The 25,002-nt window shown below is 68.3% G+C and carries 18 protein-coding genes; 9 read left to right on the top strand and 9 right to left on the bottom strand.

The window, feature by feature from the left end:
* Nucleotides 1-58 precede the first annotated feature (58 nt).
* From ACJH7A_RS08515 to ACJH7A_RS08500, 4 genes are all read right to left on the bottom strand, one after another.
* A complete protein-coding gene (locus tag ACJH7A_RS08515; protein ID WP_212813875.1) occupies nucleotides 59-250 on the bottom strand; it encodes a ferredoxin in 192 nt (63 codons plus the stop codon).
* Nucleotides 247-1,458 (bottom strand): cytochrome P450, encoded by a 1,212-nt coding sequence (locus ACJH7A_RS08510; RefSeq protein ID WP_212813877.1) that lies wholly within the window; start codon nucleotides 1,456-1,458, stop codon nucleotides 247-249. Before ACJH7A_RS08510 ends, ACJH7A_RS08515 begins: the two co-directional genes overlap by 4 nt.
* Complete coding sequence (locus ACJH7A_RS08505) at nucleotides 1,455-3,944, bottom strand: Ig-like domain-containing protein (RefSeq protein WP_406801775.1); 2,490 nt, start codon at nucleotides 3,942-3,944, stop codon at nucleotides 1,455-1,457. The genes ACJH7A_RS08510 and ACJH7A_RS08505 overlap by 4 nt, the downstream gene beginning before the upstream one ends.
* Nucleotides 3,945-4,107: 163 nt before the next feature.
* Nucleotides 4,108-5,004: an IclR family transcriptional regulator gene (locus ACJH7A_RS08500; RefSeq protein ID WP_406775190.1), complete on the bottom strand. Its 897-nt coding sequence runs from the start codon at nucleotides 5,002-5,004 to the stop codon at nucleotides 4,108-4,110.
* Between the two features lie 283 nt (nucleotides 5,005-5,287).
* Here ACJH7A_RS08500 and ACJH7A_RS08495 point away from each other — a divergent pair, with 283 nt between their 5' ends.
* Nucleotides 5,288-6,691, top strand: coding sequence for a DUF222 domain-containing protein (locus ACJH7A_RS08495; protein WP_318986172.1), 1,404 nt, complete (start codon nucleotides 5,288-5,290; stop codon nucleotides 6,689-6,691).
* 171 nt (nucleotides 6,692-6,862) lie between these two features.
* Here ACJH7A_RS08495 and ACJH7A_RS08490 read toward each other — a convergent pair whose 3' ends face one another.
* Nucleotides 6,863-7,279 carry a F420-dependent biliverdin reductase gene (locus tag ACJH7A_RS08490; protein ID WP_020103170.1) on the bottom strand — a complete coding sequence of 139 codons (417 nt, stop codon included), beginning with the start codon at nucleotides 7,277-7,279 and terminating at the stop codon, nucleotides 6,863-6,865.
* Nucleotides 7,280-7,311: 32 nt separating this feature from the next.
* Here ACJH7A_RS08490 and ACJH7A_RS08485 point away from each other — a divergent pair, with 32 nt between their 5' ends.
* From ACJH7A_RS08485 to ACJH7A_RS08470, 4 genes are all read left to right on the top strand, one after another.
* Nucleotides 7,312-8,070: an SDR family NAD(P)-dependent oxidoreductase gene (locus tag ACJH7A_RS08485; protein ID WP_212813883.1), complete on the top strand. Its 759-nt coding sequence runs from the start codon at nucleotides 7,312-7,314 to the stop codon at nucleotides 8,068-8,070.
* A gap of 28 nt (nucleotides 8,071-8,098) precedes the next feature.
* On the top strand, nucleotides 8,099-9,286 hold the full coding sequence (gene cbiE, locus ACJH7A_RS08480; RefSeq protein ID WP_406775191.1) for a precorrin-6y C5,15-methyltransferase (decarboxylating) subunit CbiE: 1,188 nt from the start codon (nucleotides 8,099-8,101) through the stop codon (nucleotides 9,284-9,286).
* The gene (gene cobM, locus ACJH7A_RS08475) at nucleotides 9,283-10,038 is read left to right on the top strand and encodes a precorrin-4 C(11)-methyltransferase (RefSeq protein WP_406775192.1); all 756 of its coding nucleotides are present in this window, start codon (nucleotides 9,283-9,285) and stop codon (nucleotides 10,036-10,038) included. Before cbiE ends, cobM begins: the two co-directional genes overlap by 4 nt.
* 106 nt (nucleotides 10,039-10,144) lie before the next feature.
* Nucleotides 10,145-10,870, top strand: coding sequence for a cobalt-precorrin-6A reductase (locus tag ACJH7A_RS08470; RefSeq protein ID WP_406775193.1), 726 nt, complete (start codon nucleotides 10,145-10,147; stop codon nucleotides 10,868-10,870).
* Here ACJH7A_RS08470 and ACJH7A_RS08465 read toward each other — a convergent pair.
* The 4 genes from ACJH7A_RS08465 to cobG are packed head-to-tail and all read right to left on the bottom strand — an operon-like array spanning nucleotide 10,854 to nucleotide 16,015.
* The gene (locus ACJH7A_RS08465) at nucleotides 10,854-12,731 is read right to left on the bottom strand and encodes a hypothetical protein (protein ID WP_406801774.1); all 1,878 of its coding nucleotides are present in this window, start codon (nucleotides 12,729-12,731) and stop codon (nucleotides 10,854-10,856) included. The two genes, ACJH7A_RS08470 and ACJH7A_RS08465, sit on opposite strands and share 17 nt — an antisense overlap.
* 28 nt (nucleotides 12,732-12,759) lie before the next feature.
* On the bottom strand, nucleotides 12,760-14,229 hold the full coding sequence (locus tag ACJH7A_RS08460; RefSeq protein ID WP_406775195.1) for a precorrin-2 C(20)-methyltransferase: 1,470 nt from the start codon (nucleotides 14,227-14,229) through the stop codon (nucleotides 12,760-12,762).
* A 28-nt stretch (nucleotides 14,230-14,257) separates the two neighbouring features.
* Nucleotides 14,258-14,884, bottom strand: coding sequence for a precorrin-8X methylmutase (locus tag ACJH7A_RS08455; RefSeq protein WP_212813894.1), 627 nt, complete (start codon nucleotides 14,882-14,884; stop codon nucleotides 14,258-14,260).
* 9 nt (nucleotides 14,885-14,893) lie between these two features.
* The gene (gene cobG, locus ACJH7A_RS08450; RefSeq protein ID WP_318986178.1) at nucleotides 14,894-16,015 is read right to left on the bottom strand and encodes a precorrin-3B synthase; all 1,122 of its coding nucleotides are present in this window, start codon (nucleotides 16,013-16,015) and stop codon (nucleotides 14,894-14,896) included.
* 287 nt (nucleotides 16,016-16,302) lie between these two features.
* Here cobG and ACJH7A_RS08445 point away from each other — a divergent pair, with 287 nt between their 5' ends.
* From ACJH7A_RS08445 to ACJH7A_RS08430, 4 genes are all read left to right on the top strand, one after another.
* Entirely contained in the window at nucleotides 16,303-18,786 is a 2,484-nt protein-coding gene (locus tag ACJH7A_RS08445; protein ID WP_406775196.1) for a diguanylate cyclase, read from the top strand.
* A 3-nt stretch (nucleotides 18,787-18,789) separates the two neighbouring features.
* Entirely contained in the window at nucleotides 18,790-22,353 is a 3,564-nt protein-coding gene (gene cobN, locus ACJH7A_RS08440) for a cobaltochelatase subunit CobN (protein WP_406801773.1), read from the top strand.
* A 52-nt stretch (nucleotides 22,354-22,405) separates the two neighbouring features.
* A complete protein-coding gene (locus ACJH7A_RS08435; RefSeq protein WP_406775198.1) occupies nucleotides 22,406-23,323 on the top strand; it encodes a serine/threonine-protein kinase in 918 nt (305 codons plus the stop codon).
* A gap of 177 nt (nucleotides 23,324-23,500) precedes the next feature.
* Entirely contained in the window at nucleotides 23,501-24,991 is a 1,491-nt protein-coding gene (locus ACJH7A_RS08430) for an amino acid permease (protein WP_406775199.1), read from the top strand.
* The last annotated feature ends 11 nt before the right edge of the window (nucleotides 24,992-25,002 follow it).

Here is a 25,002-nt window from a genome sequence, read left to right as displayed (position 1 = left end):
CCGGGTGACGTGCGTCATGCCGGTTGGTTGCCGTCGGCGGGCCGGTTGTGGTGCCGCGTTACACGTCGTCGGCCATGCGCAACGCACCCGTCGGACACGCCGCCACGGCCCGGCGCAACACCACCGGGTCGACATCGGCGGTGTCACCGATGTCGACCGTGCCGCCGTCGCCGACCCGGAACGCTGCGCTGATGCCCTCGCACATGCCCATGCCGATGCAGATCTCGGGGTCGACCTCCACCCGGCTCATGACCCCGCCGTGAACGGAAGGTGCGTGGGGCGGCGCACATAGCTGCCTTCGGCGTACTCGACCGCGTCGGCGTCCACGTCGAAATCCGGGCACCGGGTCAGGAGCTCCTCGAGCGCGACGCGAGCCTGCATGCGGGCCGCCGCTGCGCCGAGACAGTGGTGGTTGCCGTGGCTGAACGTGAGGATTTGAGCGGGGCGGCGCAGCACGTTCAGCTCCTCGGCATCGGGTCCCCATTGCCGGTGGTCGCGGTTGCCCGAGCCGTACAGCAGGAAGGTCTTGCGGCCGGCCGGAATCGTGGTGCCCTCGATCTCGACGTCACGGGTCGTCATCCGGGCCAGGCCCTGCACCGGCGAGGTGAGCCGCAGCAGTTCCTCCACGGCATCCGGGATGAGTGCCGGGTCGTCGATCAGGAGCTGTCGCTGATCGCGGCGGGCGGTGAGCAGTTGCACTGCGCCACCGAGCATTCCGGTCGTGGTGTCGTTGCCACCGGTGATCATCGTGAACGCGAAGCCCAGGATGGACAGGATTCCGGACATGTCGCCGTCGGCGCCGAAGCCGGCTGCCACCAGGTGCGAGACGGTGTCGTCCTCGGGATGCTCCTGGCGGTAGGCGATCAATTCGTTGAAGTAGGTGAACAATTCGGCGATGGCGGGGGCGGCCGCGGGCTGGTGCCCGGTGGAGTTTGCGGCGACGATGGCATCGGTCCAAGCGTCGAACCGATCCCAATCCTTTTCCGGGACACCGAGATAATGCGCGACCACCATGGTGGGCATGGGTTTGAGAAACTCGGTGATGATGTCGCCGCCGCCCTTGGCGCGCAACTTCTCGATGCGGTCCACCACGAATTCGCGCACCTTGGGTTCGATCGCGGTGACCTGCCGCGGGGTGAATCCCTTGGCCACCAGCCGCCGGAAGGTGGTGTGGACCGGCGGGTCCTGCATCACCATGGGCGGATTGTCTTTGATGCCAACGGCTTCCATGTCGTCGTAGTTGAAGGTGAGACCCTCGGCCGACGAGAAGGTCTCGTGGTCCTTGGCCGCCGCGGAGATGTCGGCGTAACGCGACAGCACCCAGTAGTCCTTGTCGGGGGCGTGCGCGGGGACCACGTGGTGAACCGGATCATGTTCGCGCAGTGCGGCATACATGGCCCAGGGGCTGCGCCAGGTGGCAGCGGAACCGGGGGTGAAGGTGACGGCGGTGGCGGTCATGCGGACTGTGCTCCTGTGGTGATCTGCGGGAAGGGGCCGAAGCGGTCGTTGTAGCCGTCCTGGCGGGCGGCGAGCTGGGCCTGTCGTTCGGCGTCGGTCACGTACTTGGTGCCGGCCGGCAGCACGGTGCCGAGCTGATCGAGGGTGACGACCTGCTGCGAGACGATCATCGGCACGGCCGACGAGGTGGCGTCGAGTGCCTGGAACCGGATGTAGAGGGTGCCCTGGTTGAGGCCGCCGGTGGAGACCCAGTTGGCCACACCGGGGTCGTCGGGGGAGATGACGAGGGTGTAAGTGCCGTCCGGGTTGGCGATGGACTGCGCGTTGTTGAGGCTCGTCTGCGCGGTGCCGTCACCGGGTGACAGTTCCCAGTCGTTGGTCACCGGCACCACGAAGTATCCGGCGTTGCCGGGGTTGATCGTGATGACGAGAGCCTGGTTGTCGGCCAGTTGGAAGTAGCCGAGGCTCTGCTTCTGTGACACCAGCGTGCCGGGGAAGTTGAACGGCTGCGTCAGGGTGTTGGGCGGCTTGAGCTGGCCGGTCTGCAGGTTGAGGGTGACGATGTCGAGCGCCGTATTGTGCGCGCTCGTCTGGAAATTCTGGACGATGCTGACGGTGTGGGCGACCATCTCGTCGAAGCTCTCCGCGGGGGCGCCCGCCGGACCGCCCGTGCGGGTGACCGTGAGGCTCGGTGCTGATTCGGTGGTCCAGTCCGCCATCGTGTACCGGACGAAGATCTGCTGGGCCTCCGGCGGTAGATAGATGTGGTTGGTCTGTCCCGGCTGGGTGGGATTGCCGTCCGCTGTGATGGTGAACGTGCCGTCGGCGTTGACGACGAGGTCCTTCGCCGCCAGGTTGCCGATCGGCAGAGCGTCGCTGATGTCGGCGTAGACGCCGAAGTTGCCGTCGACAGGGACACCGCCGAGGTACTTGCCGCTGATGACGTACGTCGAACCGCTGCGCACCGGGATGGTGCGGTAGATGGTGTCGGGGTTGTCGTAGATGAACCGGCCGCCGGGGGTGTCGGTGCCGTACCAGCTGTGTGCCCGCATATCGACGGCCATCACCAGTGGGTTGTCGGGGTCGTTGTTGACGACCGTCATCGCGGCATTGAGTGCATGTTCCCGGGCGGCTGCGTCCAGCAATGCGAGGTTCTCGGCATCGACGCCGCCGACGAGGCCGAACCGCTGCTGCGCATGCGCCAGCCAGGCCTGCTTGAGTGCCTCGATGGCGGCCTGCACCTGCTGGGTGTTGACGATCTCCTGGGCCTTCTGTTCCAGCGCGATCTGGTCGGCGGTGCCGAGCGGACTGGTCGGCTTCACCGTGACGGTGACGGTCTCGGTGGTGGTGGCGCCGGCGTTCGGCTGGAACAGCTTCAGCAGGTTGATGTGGAACGGATTGCCGGGCCGGTCGTCGACGGTGACCGTGAACGAGTCGGTGCCGCCGCTGAATGCCAGTGCGTCGCTTGGGGTGTACGTGAAGGTGCCGTCCGGACGGACCGTCACGCTGCCCTTCGTCGGGCCCTTGTCGACGGTGTAGGTGAGCTTGTCGCCGTTGGCGTCGGTGGCTTTCAAGTCACCCTTGATGACACCACCGAAAGTCTGGCTGGTCTCGGTCTGCTTGTAGTTGATGAGCGGCGAGGAGTTGAAGAAGGTGTTGCCGATCTCGCGGCGAATCCAGCTGAACAGGGTCCACAACACCGGCGCCTGCGGCGGAGCGGCGGGGCTGGTTCCGGCGTGCGGGACCAACCCGATTGCGCCCAGCAGGCTCGACACCACGTGCGTGACGAAGTTGCCGCCGGTGGCCGCCGTGGAGACGGGATGCGTTGTCGCCGTGAGGGTGTTGATCTCGGTCGCGGCGGCGGACAGGGCCGTCGAGACGGTGTTGGCGGCGGAATCCACTGAAGGTGCCTGCGCGGCAGCTGGTTTCGCGGCGGTGACCGCCGCGGTCGAGGTGGGTGCCGGGTTCGTCTTGGGTTTGGTCTGGCTCGTCGCGGCGGTCGGCTGGGGGACCGACACGGCAGGTTTGGGTATCGCGTTGCGAAGTTGGTTCTGCCGGGATTTCTTGATCGTCGGCTTCGCGGTTTCGGCCGGGTTGCCGGACCCGGGCTTCGTCGTGGCCGGCTTCTGTTCGGCGGTGTCGCTGTCGCCGGGCTTCGGGGTCTCGGTGTCCCCGGGCTGGTCCGGTGTCGTGGCGGAGGCTGCGTCCCGATCGCTCTTGGCCGCCGAATCCTTCTGGCGCTTGGGCTTTTTCGCCTTCTTGGTGGGCTTCTCCGCCTTCGGCTTGGTGGCCGGCGACGGTTTGTCGGTCGACGACGCGGAGGTGCCGGTGCTGGTGCCGGTGTCGGCGAGGCAGATGGCAGGACTGTTCGCGACGGCGATGCCGATGCCGAGGGCAACGGCCAGTGCGCCTACGCGGCCGATGAACCGGGCGTGACCCGATCCGGCCGAGCTACCAATGCGATGCAGCGTCGTCGCTGTGTCCATACATGCTCCCGATATAGTGACGAATAGTTGTCAGTTGAGTGCCAAATAATTGGCGACGGGCAGATGGTAAGCATCCCGGCGACAGCCGCGCAAGCATTGATTTCCGGTGAGTGGGTCGCGAAAGTGCCCGCCGGTTGACCGGCGGGTGGCGCAGTGGTGATGACTAGTGCTGGCTGAGCTTTGCTGCGGCCGAGCGCAATTCGTGGATGTACCGCGCGCGATCGGCGGCGCTCACCGACGGATCCAGCGGCCCGAGCTGTATCTCGTAGGCGGGATGGCCGGCCGCGTTGTCCACGGCGGTGCTCAGATAGCTCACGGCCAATGGCTCGGGGGACTCGAGCTGCGCTGTGCTGTAAGGCTTACCGCCGAGGCTGACCAGTGTCTCGAAAACGCGCTGCCGGAGCGCACTGCGCCGGGGGTGCTCGGAGAGCAGTTCGGCGACATCGCCCAGTACGCCCAGCACCTCGGGGCTGGAATCGCCGAAATTGAATATCGCGACGCCGTCCCTGCGGAGTTGGTCGAGCAGGTTGCCGAACTCGGCGCGCTGCTCCTGTGCTGCCCCGGCCAGCCACTGTTGTTGGCTCGCCGCGTCGCGGCGCGCGATCACCGTCGCACCGGCCGGCGGCGTCAACGGTAGGCGGACGCCGACACTCACACCGCCCGGGATGTGGCCGACGCCGCGCACCACGCTGACGAACGTCATCTCGGTGGTGCCGACCATGGCCAGCGACACGCCACACTTGGTGGCATGTGCCAGGTCCTGCAGGACCTCGGTGTGGTTGTCCGGCAGGGGCAGGGCATTGCGCACGGCCTCGGCGACACCGAGCATGCCCGGTCCGAGCGTGTAACTCCGATCGGCAAGGCGCACAACCCAACCCGCGCGCTCCAGCGCCAGCAGGATCGAGGTGACGGTCGCTCGGTTGAGGTCGAGTCGGGACGCGATGGAGGCCACCGAACTCGGTTCGGACTGCTGCGCCAGGAGTTCGATGATGCTGACGACGCGGTCGGTGGGCGGTGAGCCTGCGCGTGCGCTGTCTTCCAGCGGAGTGCCGCGTGCCATCGATGCTCCTGCCGGTCTGGGGACGCTGAGCATCTTATGACGAATAGTTGTCGCAGTTGTGGACCGTGGCCGTCTGGTGGTCGGTTTTGCTGATGGCTGCAGTCTCGGTGTCGCGTCTGCGGACATCTCGCCGACCGAGTGCTGGCCGAACAATCAGGTTGCTCTTGTCCTGAGTCGTCGTGCGCCAAAAAACTTTGGTCACTTTGTTTGCGCTGGTCACGCTGGGCAACTAGGGTCTCTTTCGTCACACCGAATTGTCGGCGAGTCGAACTATTGTTCGAATATGCCTTCCGGTCGTGCCGCTGTCCTGACCGCCTACGCGGCGCTCGAGGACGCGGTCGTGGCGGTCAACAATCTCGACTACACCGGCCTGGACGTGCGGACGCTGTTGGAGGTGCAGTCGCGCCGCGAAACCCTTAAGTGCGCGGCCGAGGCGGTCGATCACCAGATTCTGGCGGCGGCACAGACCCAGGCCGCGGCCAAGGGGATCGGGGCCAAGGATTGGCCTGAGGTGTTGCATGTGCGGTTGCGGATCAGTCGGGAGGAGGCCCGCCGCCGGGTCCGCGATACGGATAATCTGGGCCCGCGGTCAGCGATCACCGGGGAGCCGTTGGGTCCGGTGTGGGAGCTGGTCGCCGCCGCGCTCGGTGAGGGTGCGATCAACGGTGAGCATGTGCAGGTGATCACCTGGTTTTTCGGGAAGTTGCCGTTGTGGGCGGCCGACCCGGTCACTCTCGCCCAGTGTGAGGCGGATCTGGTGGCCGATGCCCGAATCAAAACCCCCGAGGACCTCCGCAAAGTCGCTGCTGATCTGTTGTATCGGCTGGATCAGGACGGGCCCGAGCCTGACGACTCTGAACCCGACCCGAAACGCGCCATCAACCATGGCAAGCAGCGCTCCGATGGCACCTCCGAGGTCAGCGGCACCATCGACGCCGAGACCCGTGCTTACTGGGATGCGATCTACGACAAATGGGCCGCCCCCGGCATGTGCAACCCCGCCGACGCCGTGCCCTGCATCTCGGGTACACCGACCCAGGAACAGATCGACAACGACACCCGTACCGCCGCCCAGCGCCGCCATGACGCGTACAAGATGGTCGGCCGCATGATCCTGAAGACCGGCATGCTCGGCGAACACAACGGATTTCCTGTCGCGGTGATCGGCACCTGTACCGTCACCGACCTCGAGAAGCGCACCGGCATGGCGCTCACGCACACCGGCACGAAACTCCCGGTCAAAGACCTGGTTCAGATGGCCGCCGCCGGAGCCGACCACTACCTCGTCGTCTTTGACGACCACACCGAACAACCGCTGTACATGGGCCGAGCACGTCGTACCGCCACTGTCGCCCAACGTTTCGCTTTGTTCGCCCGCGACCTGGGCTGCACCAAACCCAACTGCACCGCCCCCGCATCGCGCTCTCAGGCCCATCACGTCAACACCAACTGGCGCGATGACGGACCCACCGACATCACCAACCTCACCCTGGCCTGCGGGCCCCACAATCGCCTGGCCGACACCGGCGGCTGGACCACCACCATGGGCCCCGACGGCCGCATCCACTGGACCCCACCACCACTCTTAGATGTGGGCCAGCCAAGAACCAACCACTACTGGCATCCGACGCTCTACCCGGCGGAGAGCGGAGACGAGGGTGGCGAAAGTGACAGTCCCGCAAGGTGATACAGCGTCACTGACGCTCAACGGCACGACACCACGTCGCGCCGGCGGTGCCGCATCCGCTGCGGCACCTGCACACGTGTCACCCGGAACCGTTGAAATCAGAGCGATTGCGCTGGGCGTCGGACCGTCACCACAATCGGCAGGTCTCCGGAGCCGAGACTGAAAAGCGGACTACGCCTCGCCGCGGTCCAGCAGCTCGCTGGAGCCGAGGACGCGTTCGATGCGGACCTCGATCACCACGCGCCGCGGGTTCACCCGCGGCGTGCGGTAGCGCTGGGCGTAGCGCAGTTCGGCGTCGCGGACGTCGTCGGCGTCGTTGCTGACGGTCGACTTGCCTTCGAGGGACAGCCACCGGGCACCGTCGACCTGACTCAGCACGGCGACACCGCGCTGGGCGGCGTTGAGGGCCTTCTGGGAACCGCCGGTGGTGATGACGCGCGCGATGTGGGTCTTCGGGTCGAAGGTGAAACCGACCGCCACCACGTGCGGGGAATTGTCCGACCGCAGGGTGGTCAGCATCGCCAGATGACGCTCGGTGAGGAATGCCAGCGCGTCACTGGTGAGCCGTGTCGTTGCCTTCGCCATCATCACCAAAAGTAGCGCAGGTGATAATCGCAGCCGTGAACGACACGGCGGATACCGGCGGCGAGGTGGTCGTCGTCTTCGGCGGCCGCAGTGAGATCGGCCTGGAACTGGCCGTCCGGCTGGCGCCGGGCAACACGGTGGTGCTGGCCGCGCGCCGGGCCGATCAACTGGTGGACGAGGTGCAGGCGGTGCGCACGGCCGGCGCCGCGGAGGTCCACACCTGCGAGTTCGACGCCGACGACCTGACCTCGCATGCCGCGCTGGTCAGCGCGATCGAAGCCGGGCACGGGCCCATCGGTACCGCGGTCCTGGCCTTCGGCGTCCTCGGTGACCAGGCCCGGGCCGAGGACGATGCCGCGCACGCGGTGGCCGTCGTCCACACCGACTACGTGGCCCAGGTGAACCTGCTGACGCTGCTGACGCAGCGCATGCGCGCCGCCGGCCGGGGACGGCTGGTGGTGTTCTCGTCGATCGCCGGCGCACGGGTCCGCCGGGCCAACTACGTCTACGGTTCGGCCAAGGCGGGCCTGGACGGCTTCGCGTGCGGGCTGGCCGACGCGCTGCACGGCACCGGCATCCAGTTGCTCATCGTGCGACCCGGCTTCGTGATCGGCCGGATGACCGAGGGCATGGACCCGGCACCGATGTCGAGCACGCCCGCGCAGGTCGCCGAAGCTGCCGCGACGGCGCTGCGCAAGGGCAAGGCCGCGGTCTGGGTGCCGTGGGGTATCCGCCCGCTGATCTTCGCGACTCGTTTTGTGCCGAACGCCATCTGGCGGAAGATGCCGCGATGAGCGCTTGCGCGAAGAGCAGAGGGCACCGATGACCGGGAACGAAGGCAAGATCACCGTCGTCGGCATCGGCGCCGACGGGATGGCCGGACTGGGCCAGGCCGCCCGGGGCGAACTACACAGCGCGACAGTGATTTTCGGCGGTCCGCGACAGCTGGACCTGCTGGACGCCGACGTCACCGCCGAGCGGCGGGCCTGGCCGTCGCCGATGCTGGCGGCCCTGCCCACGTTGTTCGACGGGCTGGGGGACGTGCACGTCGTGGCGTCCGGCGACCCGATGCTGCACGGCATCGGCGCCACGCTGATCCGGCTGTTCGGCCGGGACCGTGTGACGGTGCTGCCGCACGTGTCCTCGGTGACGCTGGCGTGCGCGCGACTGGGCTGGAGTGTGCAAGACACCGAGGTGATCAGCCTCGTCAACGCCGCACCGCACACCGCCATCCGCCCCGGTGGTCGCGCGGTGGTGTTGTCCAAAGGAGCCGACACGCCGCGAGCGTTGGCCCGGCTGCTCACCGAAACCCGTCGTGGCCAATCGGAGTTCACGGTTTTGGAACAGCTCGGCGGCCCGGCCGAACGCATCACCACGATGACGGCAGGGGAGTGGGACGCCAGTGACCCGCACGTCGACGCGCTCAATGTCATTGCCGTGCGGTACGCACCCGACCTGCGCATCGGGACGGTCGTGGCGGACACGGCCTTCGATCACGACGGGCAGATCACCAAACAGACCATTCGGGCGCTGGCGCTGACCGCGTTGCAGCCGCGCCCCGGCCGCGTGCTGTGGGACATCGGCTCGGGGTCGGGCAGCATCGCGATCGAATGGTGTCGCGCGTCGGGCGGCCGGGCCGTCGCGTTCGAGCGCGACGAGGTGCGCCGCGAGCGGATCGTCAATAACGTCACCAAGTTCGGCGTCACCGTGGACGTGCGCGGCGCGGCGCCGGAAGGATTCCAGGATGTGGCCGGCCCGGACACCATCTTCATCGGTGGTGGCCTCACCCAACCGGGGCTGTTCGACGCCTGCTTCGACGCGCTCGAATCCGGCGGCCGGCTGGTCGCCAACGCGGTGACGGCAGAGTCGGAAGCCTTTGTGGTGCAGCTCTATTCGGAACTGGGCGGCGAACTGCGCCGCTTCCAGCACTATCACGGCGAACCGCTCGGTGGCTTCACCGGTTGGCGCCCGGCATTGCCGATAACCCAGTGGACGGTGGTCAAGAAATGACGGTGTACTTCATCGGCGCGGGACCCGGCGCCGCCGATCTCATCACCGTGCGCGGGCAGCGGCTGCTGCGGTCGTGTCGGGTGTGTCTGTACGCCGGCTCGATCATGCCCGACGACCTGCTGGCGGAATGCCCGCCCGACGCGCGCATCGTCGACACCGGTCCGCTCAACCTGGAGCAGATCATCGGCGAGTTGGTCGCCGCACACGAAGCCGGACTCGACGTGGCGCGCCTGCACTCGGGGGATCCGTCGATCTACAGCGCGGCGGCCGAACAGTGCCGCCGTCTGGACGAGCTCGGTATCGACTACGAAATCGTGCCCGGTGTACCGGCTTTCGCCGCTGCCGCCGCGGCACTCGGGCGAGAGCTGACGGTGCCCGGCGTGGCCCAGACCGTCACCCTGTCCCGGGTCGCGACGCTGTCGACCGCGATGCCGCACGGCGAGGATTTGGTGACCCTGTCCAAGCCCGGTGCCACGTTGGTGCTGCACCTGGCGGCTGCGCAGATCGACAACATCGTTCCCCAGCTGCTCGAGGGTGGGTACTGCCCCGAAACCCCCTGCGCGGTGGTGGCTTTCGTCAGTTGGCCGAGCGAGCAGGTCATCACCTGCACCCTTTCCGAGCTGGCCGAGCGGACCAAAGCGGCGGGCATCACCAAGACCGCGGTGATCTTCGTCGGCGACGCGCTGGGTGCCCAGGGGTTCACCGACAGCTACCTGTATTCGAGCGGCCGGCGCCGCGGGGCGACACATTGATGGCGGAGCCGCCACTGGCAACAACCCGCGAGGTAGACGTTCGGCACGCCGCCGACGGCGTGTCGCGGGCGGAACGTCCGTGTCGCGGGCACTGGGAAGGTGACCGGTGAAGCTGCTGCTCCTGGGCGGGACGTCGGAGGCGCGGGCATTGGCCAAGCGGCTGCACCCCGGCATCGAGCTGATCAGTTCCCTGGCCGGTCGCGTCCCCGACCCGGCGCTGCCGGTCGGCCCGGTGCGGATCGGTGGCTTCGGTGGCGTCGACGGCCTGCGGACCTACCTGCAGGACAACGAGATCACCGCCGTCGTCGACGCCACGCACCCGTTCGCCGCCACCATCACCGCCAACGCCGCCCAGGCCTGCGCAAGCCTGCGGCTGCCGCATCTGGTCCTGGCGCGGCCGGCGTGGCCGCACGGTGACGCCATCGTCGTCGCCGATGACCGGCAGGCCGCGCAGACCGTCAAAGACCGTGGCTACCAACGGGTCTTCCTCACCACGGGACGTTCGGGCACGACGGCCTTCCGCGCGTCGGACGCCTGGTTCCTGATCCGTGCCGTCACGCCGCCGGACGCCGATACGCTGCCGCCGCAGCACCACATCCTGTTGTCCCGCGGCCCGTACGACTACGACAACGAGCTGGCGCTGCTGCGTGACCACCGCATCGATGCCCTGGTCACGAAGAACAGCGGTGGCGGCATGACGCGCGCGAAGCTGGATGCCGCTGCGGCGCTGAATGTTCCGGTGATCATGGTGGACCGGCCGGCGCTGCCCGGCGGCGTGGCGACAGCCGCCAGCGTCGACGAAGCCGAAGCGTGGGTCAGGGCGCGTCGATGAGCCGCTGGAGTTCGTCCCAGGCGGCCCGCCGGTGCGCTTCCGCGTCGTCGCGGAGCTGACGGACCTTCTCGCCCTGCGCGGTGCTGCGGTCCCGCAGCGCCTCGAGGTCCACGATGAGCCGGCGCCGTAGCTCGCCTTCGGGGCCGTCGGTGCCGAGGACGTTGAGCTGCTCGGAGATTCGGCTCTGCGCCTCGTAGTCACCCGAGCGCGCGGCCTCGACCTGCTCGGCGCCCGACTCCAGCCGCTCGGCGGTCGCCCACTTGTCCAGGACTTCGCCGAGCGCGGTGATGGTGGCGGCGTCGAGGGACCGGTCGGCCAGCCATTCTTCGAGTTGACCCGGCGCGAGGTGCTCGTAGTCGATCTCGCTGGACAGCGGCCAGCTTTCCAGCACCGTGGCTTCGACGGCGCCGTGGCCGGCCGCGGTGACCGTGATCCGGTGGTTGGTCCCGTCGTCGGCGATCGCGGTGACGTTGTCCCGCGCTTCCACGCGGTGTCCCTGAAAACGGACGATCTCGAAGATCACCTCGACCGGTTCGGCATGGTCGTTCTCGACCCGCAGGGTATGGAGTCGCTCGCGCCGCTGCTCGTGGACCAGCGCGGCGCGGGCCAGGCGCACGCGGGCGGTGACGTCGCTGACGGTCGAGGTGTGCCGGCACCGCACCGCAAGGTCTTTCGCGAACGGCAGCCGCACCTTCGCGTCGCGGGCGGTGAAGGGCACCATCGCTTCGCCGGCGTAGGCATCCTGCTCGTAGATGACGGCGGGGCCTTCCTCGAGCACGATGCCCGCGGTGTTGGTGAAGACGAGGACGATCTCGGGGGAGCGGTCATGGCCGGTCCAGACCAGTTCGCGCCGGACGCCGTCCACGGCCTGTACCGCCAGGGGAATCATCGACGCGCCGCCGCGTTTGAGTGACACCGGGGTACTCAGCCGGTACTCGAAATACTCACCGCGATCGGCGGTTTCGACATCGTCGACGGCGTCGGCATACGCATCGAAAAACCCGGCGCCGGCAGGTGCGGGCATCGCCATCGCCGCCGATACCTCAGCCGGCGACCGGGTTTTCGCGGCGGCGGCCACGGGCACCGCACCGCGGCGGCTTTCCTCGACGACCTCCCGATACGCGTGCTTGCTCTCGTACAGGTCGATGTCGAAGGAGACCGGTTCGCCGGTGGTCAGCGTCAACGCGATGTCGGTGAGGTCCTCGTCGACGGGGTTGTGCACGATGCCCATCGCGGTCAACACCAGGCCGTCACCATCGCGCACCAGCCGGTACGACAGCCGCCACAGCGGCGCCGGCACCACGTAGGACACCTGGACGGTCCCGCTGCCCCGAACCTGTACGCCCAGTTGGCAATTCTGGCCCGCGGTCAGCGCGCGGGACCGGTCCAGCAGGTACTCGAGGTTGTCGCGCGATGGTTCCTCCGCCAGCGTGACGGCAGCGACGTCGGCCAGTTCGATCAGGCTGACCGACCCCGCGTCGGTGCGCAGGACCAGCACCTGGCGGTACTTCGCCGATTCGTCGACGCCGATCACCTCGCCCCGATGGCGCGTGGCGCCGCAGTCGACTTCGACGGTGCGGCCGCGCAGGCCGTCGAACAGTCCGCGCAGCGCGTTGCCGGACTCGATCTGCACCCCGCGGCCACCCAGTTGGCTGTGCGGGTCGGTGGGGGTGTCGAACGAGACCGCGCCGACCGCCAGGTCGGTACCGGTACCCACCACTGACAGCGACTTGAGCACGTCCTTCATCTGGGCGTGGCGGAACGTCAGGGCGAAATCACCGTCGACCGGGCCACTGCGTTCGACCAGCGCCATGCCGTGCTTGTACATGACCAGGCGCGTGACTCGAGGGCTTTCGCTCATGTCCGGAAACCCTAGTGGCCCAATCGAATCAGTGGGGGTAATACCGCGGGGTGAACACCCGGTCGCCCTCGGGGGTGCTGTGCCACACCGTCTGCGACGAGCCGACGATCAGCAGGCAGCGCATGTCGATCTCGGCCGGCTTGAGGTCGGCCAGGCGCACCACGCGCACGGTTTCGTTCGGCCCGGCCACGTCGCGACCGATGATCACCGGCGTGTTCGGGTCGCGGTACTCCAGCAGCAGATCCTGCATCGCGGCCACCTGCCAGGTGCGGGTCTTCGAGGCCGGGTTGTAGATCGCGAGCACGAAGTCGGCGCGGGCGGCCGCGGTGACGCGCTGGGCGATGATGTCCCAGGGCTTGAGCCGGTCGGACAGCGAGATCACCACGTAGTCATGGCCGAGCGGGGCACCGACGCGGCTGGCCACGGCCTGCGCGGCGGTCATCGCCGGGACCACCCGGACCTGGACGCCCGGCCACTGCTGGGCCTCCTCGAGCACCGCGGTCGCCATCGCGAACACGCCGGGGTCACCGGAGGACACCACGGCGACGGTCCGGCCCTGCTGGGCCAGCCTGCAGGCCAGTTCGGCGCGGGCACGTTCGTCGGTGTTGTCGCTCGGGTGCCGCTGCTGGCCGGGACGATCCGGGACGCGGTCCAGGTACGGTCCGTAGCCGATCAGGTCGGTGGCGGCCGCCAGCTCGCGGCGGGTCTGCGTCGTCGTCCACTCCGGATCGCCCGGGCCCAGGCCGACCACGACAACACTGCCGCCAGTGCGGGCCGCACGTTGTCCGCCCGGAAGGATCGCGATGGAGAAGTACGGCACCGTCGTCTCGTCGACGTCGGCGGCCGGCAGCACCCGCTGCGCCTCGGTGCTCGCGCGCTCGACGTAGAACGCCTCATCCAGCCGTCCGGCCGATGAAAGCGCCTGCCGCACAGCCGGGTACGAGCGGCCCAACTTCATCACGACGGCGGCGTCGGTGTCGGCGAGGCGGCGTTGCAGCTCGCCGGCCGGCAGCGTGCCGGGCAGGATGGTGAGCACCTGCTCGCCCTGCACCAGCGGCGTCGAGATGGCCGCCGACGCGGCACTGACGGACGTCACGCCCGGCACGATGACGGCGTGGAACCGTTCGGTGAGCCGCGTGTGCATGTGCATGTAGGAGCTGTAGAACAGCGGGTCGCCCTCGGCCAGCAGCGCCACGTTGCGGCCCGCGGCCAGGTGGGTGGCGATGCGCTCGGCGGCCTCGGCGTAGAAGTCCTCGATGGCGCCGTCGTACCCGCCCGGATGCGACGTGGTCTCGGTCGTCACCGGGTAGACGAGGTGCTCCTCGATCTGGCCGGGGCGCAGATACGGCTCGGCGATGCGGCGCGCGATGCTGTGGCCGTGGCGCGCACTGTGGTACGCCACCACGTCGGCCTCGCCGATCACACGCGCGGCCTTGACCGTCACCAATTCCGGGTCGCCCGGACCGAGGCCGACGCCGAAGAGAGTTCCCGTTGTCATCGTCCACCTTCTGCTCGTTCGGCGAGCCTCACTCGCGTTCACTCGCAATCGCGTTCACCGCGGCGGCAGCCATGGCACTACCGCCACGCCGCCCCGTCACCACCAGATAGTCCATGCCGCGCGGTCGCGCGATCAGTTCGTCCTTCGACTGCGCCGAGCCGACGAAGCCCACGGGGCCGCCCAGCACCGCGGCGGGCACCGGCGCGCCCTCGTCCAGCAGCTCGAGCAACCGGAACAAGGCCGTCGGCGCGTTGCCGATGGCCAGCACGGCGCCCCCGAGCCGGTCGGCCCACAGATCGACGGCCGCCGCGGACCGGGTGCTGCCGAGTTTCGCGGCCATCGCGGGTGCGCCCGGGTCGGCGACCAGCGACACCACGTCGTTGTTCGCGGGCAGGCGTGAGCGCGTGATGCCCGCAGCCACCATCGACGAATCGCACAGGATCGGCGCCCCGGCGGCCAGCGCGGCATGCGTGCGGGTCACCACGTCGTCGGTGTAGGCGACGTGCTCGGTGACGTCGACCTGGCCGCAGGTGTGGATCAGACGGACGACGACGCGCGAGACGTCGTCGGGAAATCGCGCCAGATCCGCCTCGGCGCGGATGGTCGCGAACGACTGTCGGTAGATCTCCGCAGCGTCGCGGACGTAGTCGAGCACGCGATAACCCTACGGGTGGCGCGGTTCGTACCCCGAGTTGGTCGCCACCAGCACCTCACCGACGGACGGGCTGCCGCACGCGCGCTCGCAGCCGACGAAATGCCGGCGGCCGCCGGGCTCGCCCGACTCCGCCGCGGCGGCCGCGTCACTGCGCACGTCGGTCAGTGACTTGGCGCACCCGGGGCTGCCGGTGCAGGAGCTGATCGACAGCCAGGGGGAGTGCTCGTCGAAGATCAGGCCCATGGGCGCCAGCACCCGCAGGGAGGTGTCGGCGATGCCCTCTTCGAGGTCACAGATGAGTAACGAGCGCCATGGTGTGACCACCACGGGAGCGGTGATGGCGGCCACAAACTCGGCGGTGCGGGCCCGCAGCACACCCAACGGGACGGCGGCACCCAATGTGATCCGGCCGTCGTCCTGGGTGATCCAGCCGACCGGCGGAACGTCGACGGGCGCCCAGGTCGCGCCCGCCGGCTCGGTCGGGTTCAGCCCGGCCGCGTCCAGGAGGACGTCAGCGTGCTCCAATTCGCTTGTTCGCCAACGATTCCCGCGAATGTTCTGGAAGCTGTGGGCCAGGTTCAGCAGGGTCTCCGAGGCCTGCGTGGCGGCGATCCGCACCCCGGTGTCGCGGCCCGCCACCAGTACGGCGGCCGTCTCGGCAGAGACCAGATGGGTGCTCACGTCGGGCGCCAGGCCCGAGATGTCACCGCGGCCGTCGTCGACGCCGAACCAGAACCTGCCGGGCAGTTCGGCCAGGTCAGGGCGGTTTTGCAGGCCGGAATCGAGGTCGCGCACGACGGCGCGGACGTCGCCCAGCCCGCCGCTGCGGCCCGACAGCGGGGACGCCACGATGTTGCGGACGCGTTCGTGAGTGGCCGAGGGCAGCAGGCCCGCCGCCTGGACCGCCGCGGCCAGCCCCGCGGCATCGTGGATTCCGCGCACCTGGATGTTGCCGCGCGAGGTCAGTTCCATTGCCGGCGAGCCGAATTCGGGCGCCGCGAGGGCCAGCGCCTCCAGCTGTGCAGCAGTGATCATGCCGCCGGCCAGGCGGATGCGGGCCAGGTCACCGTCGGCCGCCTGGTGCACCTGCAGGGCGCCCGGGCAGGCGTCGTCGTCACGGCTGCGAATCACCTTGTCCACGTTACGTTGTGCCGCAAATTGTGAAGTGGGCCACTGCCGTTTCCGGGCTGTTCCGTGCCTTACAAGTCCCTTGTAATCAGGGCATCGGCCCGTACCGTTGAACGCGAACTTCCGCTTGCTACATCGCATTCGGATGACCTAAGGAGGGACGCAATGTCCGATTTCGCTCTGTACGTTGGTGGCGTCTTCGCTCTCATCGTGGCCGCGGGCCTGCCCTACCAGGGCAAGACGTGGTACCAGCGGTGGGAGACCAACCAGCGCTGACCACAGCGAGGTAGATGAGACCGCCGGCGGGCGGGTTGCACAGCAACCCGCCCGCCGTTGCTTTTTCCGCACCCCGGTTCGGTCTGATCGGCGCAGGCCGTGACGTTAGGCTGCTGGCCAAGTGGCCCGTCGCGACAGGGGAGGCGCAGTCCATGTGGTCGGCGATGGTCAACGGGGTTCGATTCAGCGAACCCCTTGAGTCCGAGTTCCAACTGACCTTCGGTCAGTCGGGCCGCAAGGCCCGCCACGAGATGTGGGCCGTCCTGCTGATCGTCATCACCGCGGGTATCGCTTTTCATCACACGCTGCTGCGGGTGCCGCCCGAAGTGATGCCACTGGGCCGTTCTTTGTTGGTGGCCGTCGTCGTGCCCATGGTGCTGCGCTGGCTCAGTGGAGACCACAGCCCACTGCAGCGGTGGTCCTCGTTGCTCTACATCGCATCGGTGTATATCGACGTCGCCTGCTTCATGGTGCTGCGCATCGCGTGCATCCGGCACGGGCTGGACGTCGTGCCGCTGGCCATGCCCGTGGCGATCTTGATGAGCCTCATCGTCGTGCAGATCCGCTTCGTGCTGCTGGCCCCGGCGATTCTCGCCGGGCTCGCCGGCATCGTGGCGACCGAGCTCTCGGCGTTCGAGCCCACGAGCAACGAAATGTTCGACATCGTCGCCTTGATCGGGATGGTGACCGTGGCGCTCAGCGCTGCCTACGAGCTCGAACGGTCGACCCGAACCGGCTGGCTGCGGGCCCGCACGCTGGCTCGCCTCACCCGCACCGACGCGCTGACCGGAGTGCCGAACCGGCGCTACTTCGACGAGCAGCTCACGGAGGTGGCGCGGGCCGCGCAGCGCACCGGCGGCAGCCTGGCCGTGATGGTGCTCGACGTCGACGACTTCAAGGGCTTCAACGACCGCAACGGTCACCTGGCCGGTGATGACTGCCTGCGGCGGGTCGGCGCCTATCTGGGCGACTCCTTGACCGGTGTGGACGAGTTCTGCGCCCGCCTCGGTGGTGAGGAGTTCGTCGCGGTGTGGTGTGCGGCCGACCCGGCCACGATGGCCACCCGCGCCGAGGAGATCCGGTCCGGAATCTCCGCACTCGCGATCGCTCACGACGCCGACGGGCGCGTCGTCACCGCGTCGGCCGGCCTGGCGCACGATCCGGAACCCGGCGCGGCCACCATCAACGCCGTCGAACTGCTCCGCCGCGCGGACTCCGCCCTGTACCGGGCCAAGCGTGAGGGCCGGGACCGGCTCGCCGTCGCGGACCCGCAGCTGCCCGTCATGCCGAGCCGCGACAGGCACCGCGGCCCCCGTCGCTCGACGGCCCCGGCCCCGGCTGTAGCCGAACTGCAGCCCGCGCCCACGCACGAGCAGGAAGCAGAGTTCCGGAAGGTGTACGACCGGCAGGGGCGCATCTCGCGGGCCGCGATCATGCTGGGCTTGGACGCGGTGTGCCTCGCGATGCTGTCGTCGTACAAGACCGTGCTCAAGATGCCGCCCGAATCGCAGGCACTCGGTGTGTACACGCTGGTCTACGGGATCATGCCGATGGCGACGCTGGCTGCCCTGACCGCGTTGGTGCCGCGGCTCTACCGGTTCTCCGCTCCCACGTACATCGCGGCCGTCGGCGTCATCACCAGTGCCCAGATGTACGAGCGGGTGGTCCAGCTGCCGCAGGGCTACGACGTCGTCCCGTACCTGATGCCCACGGCGGTGCTGCTGAGCCTGTGCGTGGTGAAGATCCGGTTCCGGCTGCTGGCCCCTTCGGTGCTGGCGATCCTGCTGTTCGTGTCGGCGCTGGAGCTGTGGGTGTTCCCGTGGACCAGCAACAGGTTGCTCACCGTGGGCACGTCGATCTTCATGGTCGCCGTGACCATGCGGTTCTCCTACAAGCTCGAGCGATCGGTGCGGCTGGCGTGGCTCGATGAGCGCAAGCTCGACGAACTCACCAGAACCGACCCGCTGACCGGATTGGCGAACCGGCGGTCCTTCGACGAGGCGCTTGACGGACTCGACGCGGCCGTGGAGACCCGGTACGCGGCGGTGATGGTGCTCGACGTCGACGACTTCAAGGGCTTCAACGACCGGTACGGCCACCCGGCGGGCGACGATGCGTTGCGGGCAATCGGCACGTACCTGCGGCTCGCGACCGCAGGTGAGGACGTCGTCGTGGCTCGCGTCGGCGGCGAGGAGTTCGCGGCGCTGTGGCGCGGTCCCGACAACAGCGACGGCGCCGGCAGGCGGCGCGCCGAAGAACTGCGCAGCGGCATCGCCGGGCTGGGCCCGGTAGCGGGTACGCCCACGACGCTGACCGCCTCGGCCGGATTCGCCGGGATGTCCCGGTCGGATTGGGCCGCGGCGGGCGGTTTCGCCCGCGAACTGCTGGCCCGCGCGGACCGGGCCGTCTACGACGCCAAAGCCGGGGGCCGAAACCAGCTGGTCGCGGCGCCGTCCGACACCGCGGAGCAGCCGGCATCGCCGGTGGGGTACGAATAGTCGGTGCCGACCGTACTGCTGCTCTCGACGTCCGACACCGATCTGATCACGGCCCGCGCCAGCGGCGCCGAGTACCGGTGGGCCAACCCGTCCCGGTTGATCGACGGGGAACTGGCGGACCTCCTCGCGGGTTCGGATCTGGCGATCGTCCGGGTGCTGGGCGGCTATCGGACCTGGCAGGACGACATCGATGCCGTCGTCGCCAGCGGTATCCCGACCGTGGTGCTGTCGGGGGAGCAGACGCCCGACGCCGACCTGATGAGCCACTCGACTGTCCCGGCCGGTGTCGCGCTGCAGGCGCACATCTACCTGGCGCACGGCGGCGTCAGCAACCTGGTGAATCTCCATTCGTTCCTGTCGGACACGGCGCTGATGACCGGGTTCGGCTTCGGTGAGCCCGAATCCACGCCGAGCTGGGGGCTGCTGGACCGCCAGACGGATGCGGCGGGACCGACCATTGCGGTGCTCTACTACCGCGCCCAGCAGCTGGCCGGCAACACTGCCTACATCGACGCGCTGTGCGGCGCCATCGAGCAGGCCGGCGGCCGTCCGCTGCCGATCTTCTGCGCTTCGCTGCGCACCGCCGAGCCCGAGCTCATCGAGCTGCTGGGCACCGCCGACGCGCTCATCACGACGGTGCTGGCGGCCGGCGGCGCGACGCCGGCCCTCGCGAGCGCCGGCGGCGATGACGACAACTGGAACGTCGCGCACCTGGCGGCGCTCGACATCCCGATCCTGCAGGGTCTGTGCCTGACCAGCTCGCGTGCCCAGTGGGACGAGAACGACGACGGCCTGACGCCGCTCGACGTGGCGTCACAGGTGGCGGTGCCGGAGTTCGACGGCCGGATCATCACCGTGCCGTTCTCGTTCAAGGAGATCGACAGCGAAGGCCTGATCTCGTATGTCGCTGACCCCGAGCGCTGCGAGCGCGTCGCGCGGCTGGCCGTCCGGCATGCCCGGCTGAAGCACATCGCCCCGGCCGACAAGCGCGTCGCGCTGGTGTTCTCGGCGTACCCGACCAAGCACGCCCGCATCGGCAACGCCGTCGGCCTCGACACGCCGGCCAGCGCCGTCGCGCTGCTGCGGGCCATGCGCGACGCCGGCTACCGCATCGGTGACATCCCCGGCGTCGACGCCGAAGATGGTGACGCCCTCATCCACGCGATGATCGAGCGCGGCGGCCAGGACCCCGACTGGCTCAGCACCGAAGCGCTCGAAGCCAACCCGGTGCGCGTCTCTGCCAAGGACTACCGGGCCTGGTTCGCCACGCTGCCCGCCGAACTCACCGATGCCGTCACCGAACACTGGGGCGAGGCGCCGGGCGACCTGTTCGTCGACCGCTCACAGGACCCCGACGGTGAGATCGTCATCGCCGCAATGGTTTCCGACAACATCGTGCTCATCGTCCAGCCGCCCCGCGGCTTCGGTGAGAACCCCGTCGCGATCTACCACGACCCCGACCTGCCGCCGAGCCACCACTACCTGGCCGCCTACCACTGGATCAACAAGCACTTCGGTGCCGACGTGATGATCCACCTGGGCAAGCACGGCAACCTGGAATGGCTGCCCGGCAAGACCCTCGGCATGTCCGCCGCATGTGGCACCGACGCCGCGCTCGGCGACCTGCCGCTGGTCTATCCCTTCCTGGTCAACGATCCGGGTGAGGGCACGCAGGCCAAGCGCCGCGCGCATGCCGTCCTGGTCGACCATCTGATCCCGCCGATGGCCCGCGCCGAGACCTACGGCGATATCGCCCGCCTGGAACAACTGCTCGACGAGCACTCGACCATCTCGGCGCTCGATCCCGGCAAGCTGCCGGCCATCCGTCAGCAGATCTGGACCCTGATGCGCGCCGCCAAGATGGACCACGACCTCGGGCTCGAGGACCGGCCGGACGAGGACGTGTTCGACGACATGCTGCTGCACGTCGACGGCTGGCTGTGCGAGATCAAGGACGTCCAGATCCGCGACGGCCTGCACATCCTGGGCCAGGCGCCCGACGGCGAGGCCGAACTGGACCTGGTGCTGGCCATCCTGCGGGCCCGCCAGCTGTTCGGCGGCGAGCAGTCCGTGCCGGGGCTGCGTGAAGCCCTGGGGCTCGCTGAAGACGGCTCTGCCGAGCGGGATGCCGTCGACGCCGCCGAAGGCCGGGCCCGCGAACTGGTTGCGGCACTGCAGAAGTCGGGCTGGGACGCTGCCACCGTCGACGGCATCACCGACAACGCCGAGGTCGCCAAGGTGCTGCGGTTCGCCGCCACCGAGGTGGTGCCGCGGCTGCGCGCGACCAGCCGCGAGATCGACCAGATCCTGCACGCCCTCGGCGGCGGCTTCATCGCGGCCGGGCCGTCAGGATCGCCGCTGCGCGGCCTGGTGAACGTGCTGCCCACGGGACGCAACTTCTACTCGGTCGACCCCAAGGCCGTCCCGTCGAAGCTGGCGTGGGAAACCGGTGTGGCGATGGCGGATTCGCTGCTGGAGCGGTACCGCACCGACCACGGGCGCTGGCCCGAGTCCGTCGGGCTCTCGGTGTGGGGCACCTCGGCCATGCGCACCGCGGGTGACGACATCGCCGAAGTGCTTGCGCTGCTGGGTGTTCGGCCCATCTGGGACGACGCGTCACGGCGCGTGGTCGGACTGGAGCCGATCGCGTTGGCCGAACTGGGCCGCCCGCGCATCGACGTCACGGTCCGCATCTCCGGCTTCTTCCGGGATGCCTTCCCGCACGTGGTGACCATGCTCGACGACGCCGTCCAGCTGGTCGCCGGGCTCGACGAGCCGGCCGAGGACAACTACGTCCGCGCCCACTCGCAGGTCGACATCGCCGACCACGGCGACCAGAGGCGCGCCACCACAAGGATTTTCGGTTCGAAGCCGGGCACCTACGGTGCCGGCCTGCTGCAGCTCATCGACAGCCGCAACTGGCGCGACGACGCCGATCTGGCCCAGGTGTACACCGCGTGGGGTGGCTTCGCGTACGGTCGCGGCCTCGACGGCGCCCCGGCCACCGACGACATGAACCGGGCCTACCGGCGAATCTCGGTGGCGGCCAAGAACACCGACACCCGCGAGCACGACATCGCCGACTCCGACGACTACTTCCAGTACCACGGCGGCATGGTCGCGACCGTCCGCGCGCTGACCGGCAAGGACCCCGCCGCCTACATCGGCGACAACACCCGGCCCGACGCCGTCCGCACCCGCACGCTCTCGGAAGAGACCACGCGCGTGTTCCGGGCCCGCGTCGTCAACCCGCGCTGGATGACGGCCATGCGCCGGCACGGCTACAAGGGCGCCTTCGAGATGGCGGCCACCGTCGACTACCTCTTCGGGTACGACGCCACCGCGGGCGTCATGGCCGACTGGATGTACGAGCAGCTGACGCAGAGCTACGTGCTGGACCCCGAGAACCGCAAGTTCATGAGCGAGTCCAATCCGTGGGCGCTGCACGGCATGGCTGAGCGGCTCCTGGAGGCGGCGGGCCGCGGCATGTGGGCCGAGCCGGAGTCCGAGACCCTCGACGGGCTCAAGCAGGTACTGCTGGAGACCGAGGGGGAGTTGGAGGGCTAGCTGGGAGCTCCTTGGCCGGGAGAAATCCGGCGCTCGCAGTTATCCTGGCCCGGTGTTCGAGATCGGTGCGGTGGTCGCCGGTTACGTCATCGAAAGCCGCGTCGGCACCGGCAGCAGCGCTGACGTGTATCGGGCTCGCCGGCCCGCCGAGTCGGTTCCGGTGGCGCTGAAGATATTTCACAACCGGGATGCCGATGACCGGGTGGCCTGGCGGCTCGAGCGGGAGTTCAGCATCGCCTCCCGGCTGCGGCACCCGCATATCGTGGCGATGTACGAGCACGGAGAGCTGCGGGCCGGCGGCGGTGGGGCAGACGAAGATGGTGCGCAACCCTCCCGGCTGTGGCTGTCCATGCAGTACGTCGATGGCCCCGAGTCGACGGTGTTGATTCCCGGACCGGACGAGGAGCCGGATGTGGATGCGGTCGTTCGGGTATCGGCGCAGATCGGCTCGGCCCTGGACTATGCGCATCAAATGGACGTGATACATCGGGATGTCAAGCCCGCCAACATATTACTGAGCTCCGATCGGCGCTCGGCGTTCCTGACCGACTTCGGCATCGCACAGTTGTTGGACGAGGCAAAACCGCTGGCCCGCAATGGCCGGGTCCGTGGGTCGATTGCCTACGCGGCGCCGGAACTCCTCACCGCTCAACAGTTGTTGCCGCAAACGGATGTATATGCGTTGGCGTGCACCATGTTCGAGTGGTTGACCGGTCTGCCGCCGTATCCACGCCCCACCACGTTCGCCATCACGTACGCCCACCTGCACGACGAGGTGCCGACGCTCACCTCACGCCGCTCCTGGTTGCCCACCGCGTTGAATTCGGTGTTCGCAAAAGCACTCGCGAAAGATCCGTCTGCGCGCTATGGCTCGTGCGCCGAGTTTGTCGCCATCGTCGCGAAGATAATGCGAGACGTTGCGCCGCCGCGGCCCCGCCGCCGACGGTGGCCGGCACGGTCGCGTCGCTGAAATTCATGGTTCACACAGTGTTTACCGTCTGAGCCGACGCGTGCGGAGCATCCGACTTAGGGTTTTTGTGTGGGGCTGAGCGCAGGAGTCTGAGGGCGGTATCGGGCCGACCTCTCGTGCGGACGACATCGATGTAACCCCGCGCAACTGGGTCCATCCGACGCCGACGGGAACCGAATGACCACTGAATCAACGAGTTACGACAATTCGGCGCTGGCGCACGAAGAAGAGGGATATCACAAGGCCCTCAAGCCGCGTCAGATCCAGATGATCGCCATCGGTGGCGCCATCGGCACTGGTTTGTTCATGGGCGCGGGCAGCCGACTGCACTCGGCCGGCCCGGGCCTGTTCCTGGTGTATGCCTTCTGTGGCGTCTTCGTCTTCTTCATCCTGCGGGCCCTCGGTGAACTTGTGCTGCACCGGCCCTCCTCCGGCTCATTCGTGTCATACGCGCGCGAATTCTTCGGTGAGAAAACAGCTTTCGTCACCGGATGGCTCTACTTCTTCAACTGGGCGGCCACCGCGATCGTCGATGTCACCGCGGTTGCGCTGTACATGCACTACTGGGGCATGTTCAAGGCGATACCGCAATGGTTGATCGCACTCATCGCGCTGGGGATCGTGGTGACCCTCAACATGATCTCGGTGAAGCTGTTCGGTGAAATGGAATTCTGGGCCTCGATCATCAAGGTCGCCGCGCTGGTCACGTTCCTGGTGGTCGGTGTCGTATTCCTCGGCGGCCGCTTCGAAATAGCGGGCCAGACAACCGGATTCGGTGTGATCGCCGACAACGGCGGACTCTTCCCGACCGGCCTGTTCTCGTTGGTGATCGTCACCTCCGGCGTCATCTTCGCTTACGCCGCAGTCGAACTCGTCGGCATCGCCGCAGGGGAGACCGCAGAGCCCGCCAAGGTGATGCCGCGGGCGATCAACTCCGTGGTCGCGCGTATCGGAATCTTCTATGTCGGTTCGTTGGTGGTGCTGGCGCTGCTGCTGCCCTACACGGCCTACCACAAGGGCGAAAGTCCCTTCGTGACATTCTTTTCCAAGATCGGCGTTCCCGCCGCCGGTGGCATCATGAACATGGTGGTGCTCACCGCCGCGATGTCCAGCCTCAACGCCGGCTTGTACTCGACCGGCCGCGTGCTGCGCTCGATGGCGATGAACGGCAGCGGCCCCGGGTTCACCGCGAAGATGAACCGCAACGGCGTGCCGTTCGGCGGGATCGCGCTGACCGCCGCGCTCACGCTGCTGGGCGTCATCCTCAACCTGTTCGTACCCGAGGATGCGTTCAACATCGCCCTCGACCTGTCGGCGCTGGGCATCATCTTCACGTGGGGCATGATCGTCGCCTGCCAGATTCAGCTGTACCGCTGGGCAGCCAAGGGCATCCTGCAGCGACCCAGCTTCCGGTTGCCCGGTACGCCGTACACCAGCTACGCGACGCTGCTGTTCCTCGTCGCCGTCACCGCGCTGATGTGCTACGAGAACTACTGGAATCTGATCGCCATCATCTTGCTGTTCCCGTTGCTGATCGGTGGCTGGTATGCGGTGCGGGGCAAGGTCCTGGCGATCGCGGCGCAGCGTGTCGGATACACCGGTGACTACCCGGTGATTCCACAGCCGCCGATCCCGACCGCGCCGCACCTGCCGCACGACGAGACGTAGCGCTTGCGCGG

Source organism: Mycobacterium sp. SMC-17 (genome assembly GCF_045310915.1).
Lineage (GTDB): Bacteria > Actinomycetota > Actinomycetes > Mycobacteriales > Mycobacteriaceae > Mycobacterium.
The sequence above is the reverse complement of the archived record's forward strand: the minus strand, read 5'-3'. Positions and strand labels throughout refer to the sequence as shown.